This is a genomic window from Pseudomonas sp. URIL14HWK12:I12, assembly GCF_003097135.1.
In the GTDB taxonomy this organism is placed as follows: Bacteria; Pseudomonadota; Gammaproteobacteria; order Pseudomonadales; family Pseudomonadaceae; genus Aquipseudomonas.
The window spans coordinates 537,745-554,145 of the sequence record NZ_QEQL01000003.1 but is presented as its reverse complement, the minus strand read 5'-3'; the positions used below and the strand labels follow the sequence as shown (position 1 = coordinate 554,145).

Genomic DNA, 16,401 nt, shown 5'->3' with positions numbered 1-16,401 from the left:
AGACGGATCAGACGGGCGCGGCCGGTGGCCGCGCCCAAAGCGGTTTACTTCGCGGCCCAGGCGTTGAAGCGTTGCTCGAGCTGCTCACCGTTGTCAGCCCAGAACTTGACGTTGATCTGCACCTGATCCTTGAGGTTGGCCTCGGTGGTGGGCATGTTGTCGGTCACGCTCTTGGCCAGCAGCGGCACGGCAGCCTTGTTGGTCGGGCCGTAGGCGATATTCTCGGCGTAGACCTTCTGGTTTTCCGGCTTGAGGGTCCAGGCGATGAACTTCTTCGCCTCCTCGGCATTCTTGGCGCCGCGCGGGATCGCCCAGGCGTCGAAGTCATACACGCCACCGGCCCACACCACTTTCAGGTTGCTCTCTTTCTGTACCGCGGCGATCCGGCCGTTGTAGGCCGAGCTCATGACCACATCACCCGAGGCCAGATACTGCGGCGGCTGCGCGCCGGCTTCCCACCACTGGATATTGGGCTTGAGCTCGTCGAGCTTTTTGAAGGCGCGGTTCTGGCCGTCCTTGCTGCCCAGCACCTTGTAGACATCGGCCGGGGCCACACCGTCAGCCATCAAAGCGATTTCAAGGGTGTACTTGGCGCCTTTGCGCAGGCCGCGCTTACCTGGGAATTTCTGGGTATCCCAGAAATCGGCCCAGCTGGCAGGGGCCGTCTTCAGTTTGTCGGCGTTGTAGGCCAGCACCGTGGACCACACGAAGAAACCCACGCCGCAGGTCTGGATGGTGCCATCGACGTACTGCGACTTGTCACCGAACAGTTTCGGGTCGAGGGTTTCGAACAGATCTTCGTCGCAGCCTTGAGACAGCTCAGGCGACTCGACTTCCACCAGGTCCATGGTCACGCTCTTGGTGTCGACCTGAGCTTTGACCTTGGCCATCTCGCCGTTGTATTCGCCTGCCACGATCTTGCCGTTGCCAGCGTCTTCCCAAGTTTTGTAGAACGCTTTTTCCTGGGCCGCCTTGTTGGCGCCACCGAACGAGATGACGGTCAAATCTGCCGCCATGGCGTTGGCCGCAGCCATCATCCCCAGGGCCAGGGCACTGAGCTTCAAATGCTTGAGCATGAATTCCTCTCCACTATGCAGTTAGGTGTTCTTGTTGTTTTAACCAGGTCAGTCGGTCAACGGGTCGAGTGCGCGGGCGTGCTCGATTTGCCAACCAAGGGGTACTACATCGCCGACCGAGAGGGCAGGATCGAGCTCGGCGATCGGTTGCTTGACGAAGAAGTCGGTATTGCCGGCCACTTCCAGGCGTACCCGGACGTGGTCGCCCAGGTAGATGAATTCGGCCACACGGCCGGAAAAACGGTTGGCAAGCTGATCGCTCTGCCCGCCAAGGCGCACACGCTCGGGGCGCACCGAAAGCGTGACAGGCTCGCCGGGCTGGCCGACATTCACAGCCAGCGCCTCGACCTTCTCGCCCCGGGCCAGTGCGACCACGCAGCGGTCACCCTGGCGGGTGAGCAGTTGGCCGTTCAAGCGATTGTTTTCGCCGATGAAGTTGGCCACGAACGTGTTGCGCGGGTGCTCGTAAAGCGAGCGAGGGTCTTCGATCTGCTGGATTTCACCTTGATGGAACACCGCCACGCGGTCGGACATGGTCAGGGCCTCACCCTGATCGTGCGTGACGTAGACCACCGTCACACCCAAGCGCTGATGGATGTGCTTGATCTCCATCTGCATGTGTTCACGCAGCTGTTTGTCCAGCGCCCCCAACGGCTCGTCCATCAGTACCAGCTGCGGCTCGAACACCAGCGCGCGGGCCAGCGCCACACGCTGTTGCTGGCCGCCGGAAAGCTGCGCCGGATAGCGCTGGGCAAAGCGGTCCAGTTGCACCATGTCCAGCGCCTTCTTGACCTTGTCGGCCACGTCCGCCTTGCTCATACCCCGCACGGAGAGGGGGAACGCCAGGTTCTCGGCCACGGTCATGTGCGGGAACAAGGCGTAGTTCTGGAACACCATGCCGATGTCGCGCTTGTGCGGTGGCACATGGTTGATTGCACGCCCGCCGAGGGTGATTTCACCCGCCGTCGGCGTTTCGAAGCCGGCGAGCATCATCAGGCTGGTGGTCTTGCCCGAGCCGGACGGGCCGAGCAGCGTGAGGAACTCACCCTTGCGGATATCCAGGTTGAGGTCTTTGACGATCAGGTTTTCACCGTCGTAGCTCTTCTGTACCCCACGAAAGCTGACCAGAATATCGGCCGCGCCTGACTTCGCCTCGCTCATGTCCCCGTACCCTTATTGGTGATGCGTGGGGCAAGCGTACGTAAGCGCTCAACCAGGGAAAATCGGGGGTGCAGAGAGATTCGCCTCAGCCAGGCGGAGAGCTGCGTGTAGGGATCGCCCTACAACGATGACGCAATTTGGCACGAGCAGTGGCGCAACGCCATGTAGGTGCGCTTTGCACGCCGGTCGCAAATGGAACACCTGCTGTCAGATGATTCGATGCTCCATCGCGTACTTCACCAGCTCGGCCAGGGAATTGACCTTGAGCTTCTGCATGAGCCGCGCTTTGTGCGTACTGATGGTCTTGCTCGACAGCGCCAGTTGGTCGGCGATCTCGTTGACGTGCGCCCCCTGGGCCAGGCGCTCGAATACCGAAAACTCCCGCTCCGAGAGCAGCGAATGCAGCGGCCGCGAGTCGGTCAGCCCCACCTCGAACACCATGCGGTCGGCCAGTTGCGGATCGATATAGCGGCCGCCGCCGGCCACCCGGCGGATGGCCGCCAGCAGCAAGGCCGGGTCACTGTCCTTGGTGGCGTAGCCGGCAGCGCCCATCTTCAGGGCGCGTGCCGCCATCTGGGCCTCGTCGTGCATCGACAACATCAGGATTGCCGGTGCCGGGCTCAACGCGCGAATCCGGCCGATCGCCTCCAGGCCGTTGGCTCCGGGCATTGAGATATCCAGCAATACCACCTCGCACGGCGTATGTCGCAGGCCGTCGATCAACTGCTCGGCATTGCCGGCCTCGCCCACGACGGTCATATCCTGGGCAAGGCCGATCAATTGCTTGATCCCCTCGCGAACGATGGTGTGGTCTTCGGCCACGAATACTCGGATCACCCCTGCCCCTCCTTCATCGGAACCCAGGCCACCAGCGTGGCCCCCTCCCCTGGCGTGCTGGAGAGCTCCAACCGCCCGCCCAGCATCATGACACGCTCGCGCATGCCCACCAGCCCGAAAGAGTTGGGCCGTGGCTGAGCGACATCGAAACCCCGGCCATCGTCGCTGACCGACAGTAGCAACCCGCCCTGTTCCAGTGACAGGCTTACCTCGACGCTGTGGGCATGCGCATGGCGCATCACGTTGGTCAGCGCTTCCTGCAGAATTCGGAACAGCCCGGTGGCCCTGGCATCGCTGATTGCGGGCATCTGCTCGGGCGCCTGCACCAGGCACGGGATCTGCGTACGCGCCTCGAAACGCCGGGCCTGCCACTCGATCGCCGAAACCAACCCCGCATCGAGAATCGGTGGCCGAAGCGCGGTGGCGACATCCCGCACTTGCTGGAACAACTGCACCAGCAGCCGCTTCATGCTATCCAGGCGCTCCTGAAGCCCCGCGTCGAGGCCGGCATAGGCCAGCTCGCACATCGACACTTCCAGCTTGAGCACCGTCAGCACCTGGCCAAGCTCATCATGCACTTCGCGGGCGATGCGCGCCTTTTCTTCCTCGCGTACGCTTTCAAGGTGCGCCGAAAGCTCGCGCAGTTGTTCCTGGGCGCGATGCCGTTCGGTGATGTCGGTAAGAAACACCACCAGGTATTCCTCGTCGTCGTAGCGCAGGAAGCTCAACGCCACGTCCACCGGCACCCACTCCCCACCTGCGCTGCGGCAGCGGGTTTCGAACACCGGCGTCTCATCGCCAGCACGGGCGCGGCGCCACAGCTCCAGCCAGCGATCCATGCTCAGGCTCGGCTCAAGCTCGGCCAAAGGCAGATCCTCCAGCACCTCCGGCGCGTAGCCGAGCATGTTTTCTGCCGCCCGGTTGGCATAGCGAATGTGGCTGTCCCAATTGACCCACAGGATGCCAACGGTGCTCTGGTCGATGGAAAATTGCGTCAGCCGCAATGCTGCCTCGCGGGCCTGGGTTTGCGCGATGGCTTCGCGGGCCCGCGCCAGGCGCCGCTCGTATTGGCGTTGCTGGCGGCGCAGCAGCAACACCATGCCTGCCAGCACCAGCATACCCAGGCCCCCCAGCATTGCCAGGGCGCGCCAGGTGCCAGGCGAGACCCCCGCCGAGGGGTAGGCTACCGGTAACCAGCGTGCGCGCCACTGCTCGACTTCCCGTGCCGAGAGGGCGTGCAGCCCTGCGCTGATTGCCGTGGCAAATTCGGGCTGGTCTGGGCGCGAACCAACACGCAGCAGTTGCGGCAGCCCGACATCGCCCACCACTGCCAGGCTGGCGAACTCGGGCTCGCGCGACAGGCGCCCCAATTGCGCTTCATCGACCACCGCCAGGCGCGCCTGCTGCGAGATCAAGGCCTCCAACGCCTTGCGATCCTGTGCCACGGTGAGCACGTCCAGGCGCGGATAGGTCATGCGAAGATAGTCGGCCAACGGGCCAGGGCCGCGCACGGCGATGCGCTCGTTTTCGGGCAGGTTTTCCAGGTCCAGCGTGCCGGCACCGGAGCGCTCACCCACCACCCGTTGAGCGATGCGCAGGTACGGGTCGGAGAAATCCCACAGTCGAAGGCCGGCAGGGGTCTGGGCCAGGCCCGGTGCAACGTCGATCTCGCCCAGTCGCAGCGCCCCTTCCAGCGACCGCTGGTCGGCGAAGGTGCGCCACTGTGGCTCAATGCCCAAGGCCCGCGCCAGCGCCTGGATAACGTCCACGTTCAACCCGGTCAGTTGCTGGCTGCGCCGGTCGTATTGCGCATAGGGTGCCTGCAGCACCACCCCTACCCGCCATTGCCGGTGCTCGCCGAGCCATTGCTGCAGCGGCGATGCCAGCCCGGTCGGCGGCACAGCAGCGCCCTGGGCCAGCAGCGCAGTCAGGGCCATCAGAAAACCGCCGATCACCACCAGGCAGCGCTTGAACATCATCAATTGTCGTATCCGCAAAGCCCGCAGTTGGCGGGCACAAGGTTTAGCCGTAGGCTCGGCCCATGCATTTTGATCAGGAAAGCACGATGCCATCAATTCGTCATTTCGCACTGTCTGCCATTTGCCTGGCCGCCAGCCTTCACGCCATGGCTGCCGATGCTCCCGCAGCCCCCAACGCCGAGCCGAGGGCAGCCCTGCTGGACCGCAGCACCGAGCAGGCGCAAGACCTCGCCCGCACGCTGCCGGCCGACCAACAGCAGCAATTGGAAGCCAGTGGCGATAATTTCCTCGCCTTGTGGCGCCCAGCCAATGCCACTGATGGCGAAGGGGTGGTGATCATCGTGCCCGGCGCCGGCGAAAGCGCCAACTGGCCGGATGTGGTCGGGCCTATGCGCGATCGCCTGCCGGATGTGAAATGGGCCAGCCTGAGCCTGACCCTGCCCGACCTGCTCAGCGATGCGATCCAACCGCGCGGCGCCGACACCCAGCCTGCGCCCTCGAAAGCCGGCAGTTCCAGCACCCCGCCGGACGCCAACGCACCGGTCGAGGCGGCCACCGCCGCCGGCAGCGAGAACAGCCCCAGCACCGGGGGCGACAGCACCAACGATCAATTGCAGACCGATGCAGAGCGCATCTTCGCGCGCATCGATGCCGGCATCGCCTTCGCCCAGCAGCAGAAGGCGCGCAGCATTGTGTTGCTGGGCCACGGCACTGGCGCCTATTGGGCCGCGCGCTACCTGAGCGAGCGGCAGGCGACTCGGGCGCAGAAACTGGTGATGGTCGAAGCGCGTACGCCGGGCTCGGCGCCCCAGGGGCTCGACGCCCTGGCGCCAACACTGAAGGTTCCGGTCGCGGACTTCTTCTATCCCAACAGCCCGGCACTGGTTGCCGCGGCCAAGGCTCGCCTGCAGGCCAGCAAACGGCAAAAAAGCGGCGCTTACACTCAGGTGCAGATGACCGCGATGCCCGGCAACCGTGATGCACAGGAACAGATGTTTCGCCGGGTGCGTGGATGGCTGAGCCCGTCGCAAGACCAGTGATTGATCAGAAACCCAGGCGCGAGCGCACCAGCGCGTAGGCGTCATGCAACTGGCGCGTGCGCTCGGTGGCGGCCTCCACCTGCCCAGCGCTGGCGCCGGCGCCTTCGAGTTTGTCGGGGTGATGCTTGCTCAGCAGTCGTCGATAGGCGCGCTTGACGTCGTCAGGCTGGGCGCCTGGGGCCACCCCCAGCAGGCTTAGGGCCCTTTGGTAATGGTCGTCCGGGCGTGCCAGTGGCCGGCGCCGTGGCTCGTATTCGTCGCTCAGCGCCTGAACCCGCCGTGCAGGCCAGCCCATCCAGCGCCCCCAGTCCAGCAGCAGCTCACGCTCAACGGGGTGGTCACGGTAGTCCGCCCAGATCATCCGCCAGCCAGCGCGTAACAGCCCTTCAGCCGCAGCCGGTTTGCGCTGCAGGCCACGCAGGTAAGGCCGCAACGAGGCGCGCCCATCGCGGCCGCGGTTGAACGCCTCGATCGCACGGCGCTGCGCCTGATCGCCAAGGCCCAGGCTCGCCATCTCCTCGCGCGCCTGCTGAATGTGCTCAGGTCCCACCTGGCCATTGGACTTGGCCAGCCGCCCCAGCAAGGTGAACAGCAGCTCATCCTGGGACATGGCAGGCTTGCCGCCCAAGCGCTCGCGCAGCTGCGGCCAGCTGTGCAGCGCCAACTGGCGATCCACCAACTGCCCCAGCATTGCGCCGAGGATTGCGCCAGGGATGTGCGCCAGGGCGAACCCCAACAGCACCCCCAGGATAGTGGCGGGCCAGAACATCAGTGGGCATCCTTGAGCAAGCGTTCGACCTCGGCCAGGCGTTCGTGAGTGCCTACATCGACCCAGCGCCCGAGGAAACGTTCACCGGTGACCCGGCCGGCCGCCATCGCCTTGCGCAACAAGGGGGCAAGCTTGAAGGCGCCCGGCTGGCAGCCTTCGAACAGCGCGGGCGAAAGCACGCAAATGCCGCTGTAGGTCAGGGTGTCGGCGCCGGGGCCGACGTCGCTGACCTGGCCGCCGTGCAACCGAAAATCGCCGGCCGGATGATGCGCGGGGTTGGGTACCAGGACCAGGTGCGCCTGGCCCACCAGCGGTTGGCGCAGCTGGGCAAAGTCGTAGTCGGCCCAGATGTCGCCATTGACCACCGCGAACGGCTCGGTGCCGAGCAGCGGCAGGGCGCGCTGGATGCCCCCGCCGGTTTCAAGCGGCTCGCCCTCCGGCGACCAGGCGATGCTCACGCCGAAACGCTCGCCGTTCCCCAGATAGGCCTCGATCTGCTCGCCCAACCAGGCATGGTTGATGACAAGCTCCGTGAAACCTGCAGCGGCCAACGCGCGCACGTGGTACTCGATCAGCGGCACGCCGCCGGCGCGTACCAGCGGCTTGGGGGTGTGAAGGGTCAACGGGCGCAGGCGCTCGCCCTTGCCCGCAGCCAAGATCATCGCCTTCATGGCCGGGGCTCCAGGCTGCCGAGCAAGGCGCTGAGCTCGGCCAGCTCCGGCCGACGCGCCAGCACCGCGCGAATGTAGTCGAAGAACCGTGGAACATCGGCCAGGTAGCGCGGCTTGCCGTCGCGGTGGCAGATGCGTGCGAAGATGCCGATCACTTTAAGGTGGCGCTGCACCCCCATCAGGTCGCTGGCGCGCAGAAAGTCGTCCAATTGCGCTTGCACCGGTATTCCTCGCGCTCGCGCGGCTTCCCAGTAGCCAGTCAACCAACCCAGCACACGCTCCTCGGGCCAGCTCAGGAACGCATCCTTGAACAAGCAAGTGATGTCGTAGGTGACCGGGCCATGGACCGCGTCCTGGAAATCCAGCACGCCTGGGTTGGGCTCGCTGCGCATCAGATTGCGCGGCATGAAGTCGCGGTGCACCAGCACTTGGGGTTGGGCCAGGGCACTGTCGATCAGCAGCTGGCTGATGCGCTCCCAGGCCGCTTGCTGCTCGGCGTCGAACGTCAGGCCGAGGTGTCGGCGCACGTACCATTCCGGAAACAGTTCCAGCTCCCGGCGCAGCAGGGCGGTGTCGTAGCTGGGCAACGGCGCCGTCAGCGGCAGGCACTGGTAGGCCAGCAACGCCTGGATGGCGTCGGCGAACAAGGCATCGGCGTTGTGCTCGTCGATCACATCCAGGTAGGTGTGCCTACCCATGTCGCTAAGCAGCAGAAACCCCTGAGCAATGTCCTGGGCGTGAATGGTGGGCACATGCACGCCACTGCTGGCGAGCCAGGCACAGATGTCCACGAAAGGCTGGCAATTCTCCTGCGGGGGCGGCGCATCCATCACCACGAAGCTGCGCCCGCCGCCTTCCCAGCGAAAATATCGGCGAAAACTTGCATCGCTGCTGGCAGCGCTCAGTTGGCCGGGGGGAACATCGCCCCAGCCCTTGGCAGCAAAGAGCTGCGAGAGATTGGCCGCTAGCCAGCGGGAGAGTGTTTCAAAACGTGCATCAGCTTCTTGCATTTATACAGGTCTCCGACGGCGCTAGCCGTCAAGCAGGTCATGCTTTATTATCCAGCATCTTTTTCAGACCATCGAGAGGCGTGCACCCCGCGCGGGAAGATGGCACGCAGGAAGCCCGGATTATAAAGATGGCATTGAAATCCCCCGTGTTTCGTAGAAAATTCCCGTTGCTGTTCACTGGCAGCCTGCTCGCGATGCAGCCCATCGCAGCCTCGCACGTGCTTGCCGCCGAGCAGTACGACTGCCAGGTAGCAGCCGGTGGTGGCTGGGCTTGCCAGACTCAAGCGCCAGCAGCGGCCCTGCCGCCACGCCCGGCGCATGATGCCAGCTCGGTGAGCACCGTATCCACCCGCGCCGACGGCGAAGTGGTCAGCGACAGCGGCAAGGCCCAGGGGCCGAAGCTGGTGACCGAGAGCAAGGGCCGTGGCCTGAAGTCTCGCAGCGCCGACTACAGCCATCTTGACTGGGTGCCCCGCGAGAAGCTCACGCCTGCGCAACTGGCCGAAACCGGCCCGTATTGCGAAGGCGCGTATGTCGAACCGGTTCGCCCGGGAATGAACGACAAGACTTCCAAGCAGGACGCCCCCACCTACGTCAATGCCAAGGCATCGCGCTACGAGCAGGAGCAGCAGGTCGCTACGCTCGCCGGCGACGTGGTGCTGCGCCAGGGCAGCATGCAGGTGGAGGCAGACGAAGCCAGCCTGCACCAGGCCGAAAGCCGCGGTGAGCTCAACGGCAACGTGAAGCTGCGTGACAACGGCGCGCTGATCGTCGGTGACCACGCCGACGTCAAGCTCGACACCGGTGCTGCCGAAGTCGACAACGCCGAATACGTACTGCACAAGCAGCGGGTTCGCGGCAACGCCCTTTACGCCAAGCGCGCGGAAAACGCCATCATCCGCCTCAAGGACGGTACCTACACCACCTGCGAGCCTTCGAGCAACGCCTGGATGGTCAAGGGCAACAACATCACGCTGAACCCAGCTACCGGTTTCGGCACGGCAACCAACGCCACCCTGCGCGTGAAAGACTTTCCGGTCTTCTACACGCCCTACATCTATTTCCCGATCGACGACCGTCGCCAGTCCGGTTTCCTGCCGCCGAGCTTCTCGAGCAGCAGCAAGGACGGCTTCACGCTGGTCACCCCGTACTACTTCAACCTGGCGCCCAACTACGACGCCACGTTGTATCCGCACTTCATGGCCAAGCGCGGTACACAGGTCGAAGGTGAATTCCGCTACCTCACGCCTACCAGCGAAGGGCAACTGGGCGGCAGCTACCTGAGCGACGAGAGCGACGATCGCAAGCGCCAGTCCGACTACCAGAAAGATCGCTGGATGGTGAACTGGCAGCACGAGGGCAACCTGGACTCGCGCCTGAGCACCTTCGTCGACTACACCAAGATCAGCGACCCGTATTACTTCCAGGACCTGCAGAGCGACCAGATCGGCGTCAAGCGCACCGACTACGTGAACCAGCAAGGCAAGCTGACCTGGCGCGGCGACACCTACACCGCGGCATTGAACGTGCAGGACTACCAACTGGCGAGCGTCGCAGACGTAACCCCATACGGCCGCCTGCCGCAGCTGACCCTCGATGGCACCCTGCCCTACAACCCGGGCGGGCTGCAGTTCGATTACCACACCGAGGCGGTGCGTTTCGAGCGTGATCTTCGTAATGGCTTCTACACCAATGAAGATGGCACGATAGATCCGCGCCTGGACTCCAACGTCTTCGGCATCAACCGCGCCAACGGTACCCGTCTCGACCTGCAACCGGCCGTCAGCCTGCCGTTGCAATGGTCTTACGGCTATATCACGCCCAAGCTCAAGTACAAGTACACCCAGTACGACCTGGATCTGGACGCCAAAGGTCGGGGAGACCTTGCCCAAGCTGGCCAGGGCTACAACAGCTCCCCCGACATCAACGTCCCGATTGCCAGCATCGACAGCGGCCTGTACTTCGACCGCAACACCACGCTGTTCGGCAACAACTATCGCCAAACCCTCGAGCCGCGAGCGTTCTACCTCTACGTGCCGTACAAGGACCAGTCCGACATCCCGTCGTTCGACACCTCCGAGTCGCCGTTCAGCTACTCCTCGCTGTTCCGTGACAACCGTTTCAGCGGCGGCGACCGCATAGGCGACGAGAACAAACTGTCGCTCGGCGTTACCAGCCGCTGGATTCAGGACGACGGCTTCGAGCGCCAGCGTGTAAGCCTGGGCCAGGCTGTTTACTTCCGCGATCGCGAAGTTCAGTTGCCGGGCATCAACTACCGCGACCGTAGCGATGCGCAATCGAGCGTCTCGCCCTACGCTCTGGAATACGAATACCGCTTCAACCGCGACTGGCGCTTCAACTCCGACTTCAACTGGGACCCGGACACCAGCAGCACCCGTTCGGCCAGCGCCATGTTCCACTATCAGCCTGAAGACAATCCGAACAAGATCGTCAACGTCGGCTATCGGTATCGTGATGACATCATCCACTACGATACCGAGACCGGTACCTGGCAGTACGGCGGCGACTACGGCACCCCGGGTTCTCCGAACTACCGGAAGGACTACTACAAGATCTCGCAACACGACTTCTCCGTCATGTGGCCGATCGTGCCTCAGTGGAGCGTCATCAGCCGCTGGCAGTACGACTACAACCGCAACCGCACGCTGGAGGCCTTCGGTGGCTTCGAGTACGACAACTGCTGCTGGAAGATGCGCCTGATCAGCCGCTACTGGGTCGACTACGACGAGTACAGCCAGGCCGCTCCACAGAACGAGAAGGGCGACCGCGGCGTCTTCCTGCAAATCGTGCTCAAGGGCCTCGGTGGCGTTGTGGGCAAAAAAGTCGAAGGTTTCCTCGACAGAGGCATTCAGGGTTATCGTGAACGTGAAGACCAAGCTATGTAATCTGCTGCGCCCGGCGTTGCTGGGCGCGCTGCTCCTGGGTTCGAGCGCACACGCGCAGCTTCAGCAACTGGACCGCGTTGTCGCCATCGTCGACAACGATGTGATCATGCAAAGCCAACTCGACTCCCGTGTGCGCGATATCAAGCAGGATATCGCCAAGCGCGGGGGCGGCCAGCAACTGCCGCCAGAGGACGTGCTGCGCAAGCAGGTGCTCGAGCGTCTGATCCTCGACGACCTTCAACTGCAGATCGGCGAGCGTTCAGGCATCCGCGTCACCGACGAGGAGCTCAACGAAGCGATCGCCAATATCGCCCAGAACAACCGCATGAGCGACGCTCAATTCCGCGCGGCACTGGCACACGACGGCACCAGCTACGAAGAGTTTCGCCGCCGCATCCGCGAGCAGATCATCATCAGCCGCGTGCGCCAGCACCGGGTGGCCGATCGCATCCAGGTCAGCGAACAGGAAGTGAAGAACTTCCTGAACTCCGACCTGGGCAAGGCGCAGTTGTCCGAAGAGTACCATCTGGCGAACATCACCATCCCGGTACCCCAGAGCGCCAATTCGCAGCAGATCCAGCAGGCCTATGCCCAGGCCATGGACACCTACCAGCAGCTCAAGAACGGTGCCGACTTTGGCAAGATGGCCATCGCTCGCTCGGCGTCCGACAACGCCCTGGAAGGCGGTGACATGGGCTGGCGCCAGGCTGCTCAACTGCCGCCGCCGTTCGACCGCCTGCTGGCCAGCATGAGTGCAGGTGACGTCACCCAGCCGGTGCGTGCACCGGGCGGCTTCATCCTGATCAAGCTGGTGGAAACCCGTGGCCACTCTTCGGAAGTACGCGAAGAAGTGCATGTGCGGCACATCCTGATCAAACCCAGCGAAATCCGCAGCCCTGCTGAAACCAAACGCCTGATCGATCGCCTCTACGAGCGCATCCAGGCTGGCGAGGACTTCGAAAAGCTTGCCAAGGCCTTCTCCGAAGACCCAGGTTCGGCGCTGCACGGTGGCGACATGGGCTGGATCGACCCCGCTTCGGTGGTGCCGCAGTTCCGCGACGTGATGGCCAAGACCGGCACCGACGAAGTTTCGCGCCCTTTCCAAAGCCAATTTGGCTGGCACATCCTTCAAGTGCTGGGCCGCCGTGCGACCGACATGACGACCCAGGCTCGCGAAGCCCAGGCCATGAACCTGTTGCGCAGCAAAAAGTACGACGAAGAGCTTCAGAACTGGCTGCGTCAGATCCGTGACGAGGCCTACGTGGAAATCAAAGAGTGACCTTGCGCTTCGCTCTGACTCCCGGCGAGCCGGCTGGCATAGGCCCCGACCTGTGCCTGCTGCTCGCCCAGCACTCCCAGCCTCACCCCCTGATCGCCATCACCAGCCGTGACCTGCTCGCCGAGCGGGCCACGCAGCTGGGGGTGGCGATCGGCCTTGTGCCCGTCGAGCCTGGCGCGTTTCCCGAGGTGCCGGCCCCGGCAGGCAGCCTTTACGTGTGGGACACGCCCCTCGGCGCGCCGGTGACGGCAGGCCAGCTGAATGCGGCGAACGGCCCGTTCGTGATCGAAACGCTCACCCGCGCAGGCCAGGGCTGCCTCGATGGCCTGTTCGCCGGCATGATCACCGCCCCGGTCCACAAGGGCGTGATCAACGATGCGGGGGTGGTGTTTTCCGGCCACACCGAGTTTCTCGCCGAGCTGACCCATACCGAGCAGGTGGTAATGATGCTGGCGACCCACGGCCTGCGAGTCGCCTTGGTCACCACCCACCTGCCGCTGCGCCAGGTCGCCGATGCCATCACTGCCGAGCGCCTGGAGCGGGTCACGCGCATCCTGCACGCAGACCTCGTGAACAAGTTCGGCATCGCGCAGCCTCGTATCCTGGTCTGTGGCCTGAACCCTCACGCAGGGGAAAGCGGCCATATGGGCCGCGAGGAAATCGACGTGATCGAGCCTGCCCTGGCCCGCCTGCGTGCCGAAGGGATCGACCTGCACGGCCCGCTGCCCGCCGACACACTGTTTACACCCAAATACCTCGAGCACTGCGATGCCGTGCTCGCCATGTACCACGATCAGGGCTTGCCGGTGCTCAAGTACAAAGGCTTTGGCGCTGCGGTCAACGTGACCCTGGGCCTGCCGATCATACGCACGTCGGTCGACCATGGTACCGCCCTGGACCTGGCAGGCACCGGCCGGGTAGACACCGGCAGCCTGCGCGTCGCCCTTGAAACCGCCTACCTGATGGCCGAGACACATTGATGAGCGAGCAATACCACCACCGGGCGCGCAAGCGGTTCGGCCAGAACTTCCTGCATGACGCCGGCGTGATCGATCGTATCCTGCGGGCCATTCGCCCGCGCGAAGGCGAGCGCTTGCTGGAGATCGGCCCAGGCCAGGGCGCGCTGACCGAAGGCCTGCTGGGCAGCGGAGCGCAGCTGGATGTGATCGAGCTGGACAAAGACCTCGTGCCGATCCTGGAAAACCAGTTCGCAGGCCGGGGCAACTTCAACCTGCATCAGGGCGATGCGCTGAAGTTCGATTTTGCAACCCTGGGGGCCGAGCCACGCAGCCTGCGAGTGGTAGGCAACCTGCCCTACAACATCTCTACACCACTGATATTCCACCTGCTGGGCAATGCGCCGTTGATCCGCGACATGCACTTCATGCTGCAGAAAGAAGTGGTCGAACGCATGGCCGCAGGCCCCGGTGGCGGTGACTGGGGGCGGCTGTCGATCATGGTGCAGTACCACTGCCGCGTGGAGCACCTGTTCAACGTCGGCCCGGGCGCGTTCAATCCGCCACCCAAGGTGGACTCGGCCATCGTGCGCTTGATCCCGCACGACACCCCGCCCCACCAGGCCAAAGACCCCAAGCAGCTGGAGCGCGTAGTACGCGAAGCGTTCAACCAGCGCCGCAAGACACTGCGCAACACCCTCAAGGCGTTGCTCAGTGCCGAGGCGATCGAAGCTGCCGGCGTCGACGGCAGCCTGCGCCCCGAGCAACTGGACCTGGGCGCTTTCGTGCGCCTGGCCGACCAATTGGCCAACCAGGCAGGCAGTGAGCAGCCTCTGTGAGCTGCGTCGCATGCGTGCCGATCTGGCCTAGACTCAAGCCGTGGGCCCCGCATGGGGCCTGATTGTGTAATGCATTGATAGGTTTTCGCATGCCTGATTCGCGCTACCAGATCGACGTTCACGTCGCCACCCGCTACCTGGCGGATCAGTCCAGCCCAGAGCAGGGCCGCTACGCGTTCGCCTACACCATCACCCTGGAAAACACCGGCGACGTGCCCGCCACCTTGATGTCGCGGCATTGGATCATCACCGACGGCAATGGCAAGGTCGATGAAGTACGTGGGCCGGGGGTTGTTGGCCAACAGCCGCTGATCAATGCAGGCGGTAGCCATACTTACACCAGCGGCACGGTGATGCCGACAGTGGTCGGCAGCATGCAGGGCAGCTACCAGATGGTTGCCAGTGACGGCACGGCGTTCGAAGCCCCCATCGCACCCTTTCGCCTGGCCGTGCCGGGGGCCCTGCACTGATGGCCACTTATGCCGTCGGTGACCTGCAGGGCTGCCTGACCCCGCTCAAGTGCCTGCTCGAAGAGGTAGCGTTCGACCCCGCTGGCGACCAGCTCTGGCTGGTAGGCGACCTGGTCAACCGCGGCCCTCAATCGCTGGAAACCCTGCGCTTTCTCTACGGCATCCGCCAGGCCGTGGTCTGTGTGCTGGGCAATCACGACCTGCACTTGCTGGCGGTGGCACGCAATCCCGAGCGCCTCAAGCGTGGCGACACTCTGCAAGCCATTCTCGAGGCACCCGACAAACAGGTACTGCTCGACTGGCTGCGCCAGCAAAAACTCATGCATTACGACCCAGCGCGCAACCTGGCCATGGTACACGCCGGCATCGCGCCGCAATGGAGCATAGAGAAGGCGCTACGGCTGGCGGCCGAAGTAGAGGCGACCCTCAAGAGCGACGAGCAGCTACCGCGCTTCCTGGATGGGATGTACGGCAACGAACCCAGCAAATGGAACAAGGCCCTCAGTGGTATCGACCGGCTGCGAGTGATCACCAACTACTTCACTCGCATGCGCTTCTGCAGTGCAGATGGGCGCCTGGACCTCAAAGCCAAGGAAGGCGCCGATACAGCCCCTGCTGGTTTCGCTCCCTGGTTTGCCCACCCTGAGCGCAAGGCTGCTGGAACGCGTATTCTGTTTGGCCACTGGGCGGCCCTGGAGGGCCGCTGCGACGCACCGGGCGTGACCGCTCTGGATACCGGCTGCGTCTGGGGTGGGGCCATGACCCTGATGAATATCGATACCCAGCAGTTGCACCGCTGCAGCTGCTGACCCCTGTCCGTTACTGGAGCTCAAGATGTCCGAATTCAAACGCATCCCCCCGGTCGACGCCCTGGCATTGCGCGAGCAAGGCGCGGTGTTCGTGGATATCCGCGACCCTGATACCTATGCGGCCGGCCACATCGATGGCGCGCGCCATCTGGACAACCATTCCCTGCACGATTTCATCACTCGCGCCGACCTCGATGTGCCGCTGGTTGTGGTGTGCTACCACGGAAACTCCAGCCAGAGCGCAGCGGCCTATCTGGCGGGCCAGGGGTTTTCCGAGGTGTACAGCCTCGACGGCGGCTTCGAGCTGTGGCGCTCTACTTACCCTGAATGCGTAGCCCCCGGCGTAGATAAATAATTTTTTTTCGGGGCCCCGTGCCCCGCCCCATGCGGCCCCCAGCCTGCCCGACGAACGGCGGCGGCGACTTTCGGGCAGCTTCTCCCTTGAAGTCTGTGATTCCCATCTATTCTTTATTTCAGGCCATCCAGAACAGGGGAGAGCCGGTACACCGGCGCGCGGGTCACCGGTACCAAGCTTCAGGTGCATGGGGGGAAACAGGTGGATACACGGACACGTCCACCTGCCAGCATCGCTGAGTGAT

15 protein-coding genes are annotated in these 16,401 nt (G+C 63.9%); 8 read left to right on the top strand and 7 right to left on the bottom strand.

Annotated elements, in window-relative coordinates:
* Positions 1-44: 44 nt before the first annotated feature.
* The 4 genes from F474_RS12605 to F474_RS12590 form a co-directional block, all read right to left on the bottom strand.
* Positions 45-1,076, bottom strand: a complete 1,032-nt coding sequence (locus tag F474_RS12605) for an ABC transporter substrate-binding protein (protein WP_097084738.1) — start codon at positions 1,074-1,076, stop codon at positions 45-47.
* 48 nt (positions 1,077-1,124) lie between these two features.
* Positions 1,125-2,237, bottom strand: coding sequence for an ABC transporter ATP-binding protein (locus F474_RS12600; RefSeq protein WP_097084737.1), 1,113 nt, complete (start codon positions 2,235-2,237; stop codon positions 1,125-1,127).
* A gap of 207 nt (positions 2,238-2,444) precedes the next feature.
* Entirely contained in the window at positions 2,445-3,074 is a 630-nt protein-coding gene (locus F474_RS12595; RefSeq protein WP_097084736.1) for a response regulator transcription factor, read from the bottom strand.
* The gene (locus F474_RS12590; RefSeq protein ID WP_165830313.1) at positions 3,071-5,050 is read right to left on the bottom strand and encodes a PAS domain S-box protein; all 1,980 of its coding nucleotides are present in this window, start codon (positions 5,048-5,050) and stop codon (positions 3,071-3,073) included. The genes F474_RS12595 and F474_RS12590 overlap by 4 nt, the downstream gene beginning before the upstream one ends.
* Positions 5,051-5,139: 89 nt before the next feature.
* Between F474_RS12590 and F474_RS12585 the strand changes: the two genes are divergently transcribed.
* A complete protein-coding gene (locus F474_RS12585) occupies positions 5,140-6,093 on the top strand; it encodes an alpha/beta hydrolase family protein (protein ID WP_097084734.1) in 954 nt (317 codons plus the stop codon).
* 4 nt (positions 6,094-6,097) lie between these two features.
* On the opposite strand, the gene F474_RS12580 is transcribed toward F474_RS12585, so the two are convergent.
* Genes F474_RS12580 through F474_RS12570 form a run of 3 tightly spaced genes read right to left on the bottom strand, consistent with a single transcriptional unit; the run spans position 6,098 to position 8,543 of the window.
* The gene (locus F474_RS12580) at positions 6,098-6,862 is read right to left on the bottom strand and encodes a DnaJ domain-containing protein (RefSeq protein WP_097084733.1); all 765 of its coding nucleotides are present in this window, start codon (positions 6,860-6,862) and stop codon (positions 6,098-6,100) included.
* Entirely contained in the window at positions 6,862-7,533 is a 672-nt protein-coding gene (gene murU / locus F474_RS12575; protein ID WP_097084732.1) for an N-acetylmuramate alpha-1-phosphate uridylyltransferase MurU, read from the bottom strand. The genes F474_RS12580 and murU overlap by 1 nt, the downstream gene beginning before the upstream one ends.
* Positions 7,530-8,543 carry an aminoglycoside phosphotransferase family protein gene (locus F474_RS12570; RefSeq protein WP_097084731.1) on the bottom strand — a complete coding sequence of 338 codons (1,014 nt, stop codon included), beginning with the start codon at positions 8,541-8,543 and terminating at the stop codon, positions 7,530-7,532. Before F474_RS12570 ends, murU begins: the two co-directional genes overlap by 4 nt.
* Before the next feature lie 128 nt (positions 8,544-8,671).
* Here F474_RS12570 and F474_RS12565 point away from each other — a divergent pair, with 128 nt between their 5' ends.
* From F474_RS12565 to glpE, 7 genes are all read left to right on the top strand, one after another.
* Positions 8,672-11,449, top strand: coding sequence for an LPS-assembly protein LptD (locus F474_RS12565; RefSeq protein ID WP_097084730.1), 2,778 nt, complete (start codon positions 8,672-8,674; stop codon positions 11,447-11,449).
* Positions 11,424-12,728, top strand: a complete 1,305-nt coding sequence (locus F474_RS12560) for a peptidylprolyl isomerase (RefSeq protein ID WP_256577714.1) — start codon at positions 11,424-11,426, stop codon at positions 12,726-12,728. Before F474_RS12565 ends, F474_RS12560 begins: the two co-directional genes overlap by 26 nt.
* Positions 12,725-13,708, top strand: coding sequence for a 4-hydroxythreonine-4-phosphate dehydrogenase PdxA (pdxA, locus tag F474_RS12555; RefSeq protein ID WP_097084729.1), 984 nt, complete (start codon positions 12,725-12,727; stop codon positions 13,706-13,708). Before F474_RS12560 ends, pdxA begins: the two co-directional genes overlap by 4 nt.
* The gene (gene rsmA / locus F474_RS12550; protein ID WP_097084728.1) at positions 13,708-14,523 is read left to right on the top strand and encodes a 16S rRNA (adenine(1518)-N(6)/adenine(1519)-N(6))-dimethyltransferase RsmA; all 816 of its coding nucleotides are present in this window, start codon (positions 13,708-13,710) and stop codon (positions 14,521-14,523) included. The genes pdxA and rsmA overlap by 1 nt, the downstream gene beginning before the upstream one ends.
* A gap of 89 nt (positions 14,524-14,612) precedes the next feature.
* The gene (gene apaG / locus F474_RS12545) at positions 14,613-14,993 is read left to right on the top strand and encodes a Co2+/Mg2+ efflux protein ApaG (protein ID WP_097084727.1); all 381 of its coding nucleotides are present in this window, start codon (positions 14,613-14,615) and stop codon (positions 14,991-14,993) included.
* Positions 14,993-15,802, top strand: a complete 810-nt coding sequence (locus tag F474_RS12540) for a symmetrical bis(5'-nucleosyl)-tetraphosphatase (RefSeq protein WP_097084726.1) — start codon at positions 14,993-14,995, stop codon at positions 15,800-15,802. Before apaG ends, F474_RS12540 begins: the two co-directional genes overlap by 1 nt.
* 25 nt (positions 15,803-15,827) lie before the next feature.
* Positions 15,828-16,157 carry a thiosulfate sulfurtransferase GlpE gene (glpE, locus tag F474_RS12535; protein ID WP_097084725.1) on the top strand — a complete coding sequence of 110 codons (330 nt, stop codon included), beginning with the start codon at positions 15,828-15,830 and terminating at the stop codon, positions 16,155-16,157.
* Positions 16,158-16,401 lie beyond the last annotated feature (244 nt).

Bases quoted from the DNA above. Each gene is read 5' to 3' on its own strand.
- F474_RS12605 (WP_097084738.1), bottom strand. From the start codon at position 1,076: ATGCTCAAGCATTTGAAGCTCAGTGCCCTGGCCCTGGGGATGATGGCT.
- F474_RS12600 (WP_097084737.1), bottom strand. From the start codon at position 2,237: ATGAGCGAGGCGAAGTCAGGCGCGGCCGATATTCTGGTCAGCTTTCGT.
- F474_RS12590 (WP_165830313.1), bottom strand. From the start codon at position 5,050: ATGTTCAAGCGCTGCCTGGTGGTGATCGGCGGTTTTCTGATGGCCCTG.
- F474_RS12585 (WP_097084734.1), top strand. From the start codon at position 5,140: ATGCCATCAATTCGTCATTTCGCACTGTCTGCCATTTGCCTGGCCGCC.
- F474_RS12580 (WP_097084733.1), bottom strand. From the start codon at position 6,862: ATGTTCTGGCCCGCCACTATCCTGGGGGTGCTGTTGGGGTTCGCCCTG.
- murU (WP_097084732.1), bottom strand. From the start codon at position 7,533: ATGAAGGCGATGATCTTGGCTGCGGGCAAGGGCGAGCGCCTGCGCCCG.
- F474_RS12570 (WP_097084731.1), bottom strand. From the start codon at position 8,543: ATGCAAGAAGCTGATGCACGTTTTGAAACACTCTCCCGCTGGCTAGCG.
- F474_RS12565 (WP_097084730.1), top strand. From the start codon at position 8,672: ATGGCATTGAAATCCCCCGTGTTTCGTAGAAAATTCCCGTTGCTGTTC.
- rsmA (WP_097084728.1), top strand. From the start codon at position 13,708: ATGAGCGAGCAATACCACCACCGGGCGCGCAAGCGGTTCGGCCAGAAC.
- apaG (WP_097084727.1), top strand. From the start codon at position 14,613: ATGCCTGATTCGCGCTACCAGATCGACGTTCACGTCGCCACCCGCTAC.
- F474_RS12540 (WP_097084726.1), top strand. From the start codon at position 14,993: ATGGCCACTTATGCCGTCGGTGACCTGCAGGGCTGCCTGACCCCGCTC.
- glpE (WP_097084725.1), top strand. From the start codon at position 15,828: ATGTCCGAATTCAAACGCATCCCCCCGGTCGACGCCCTGGCATTGCGC.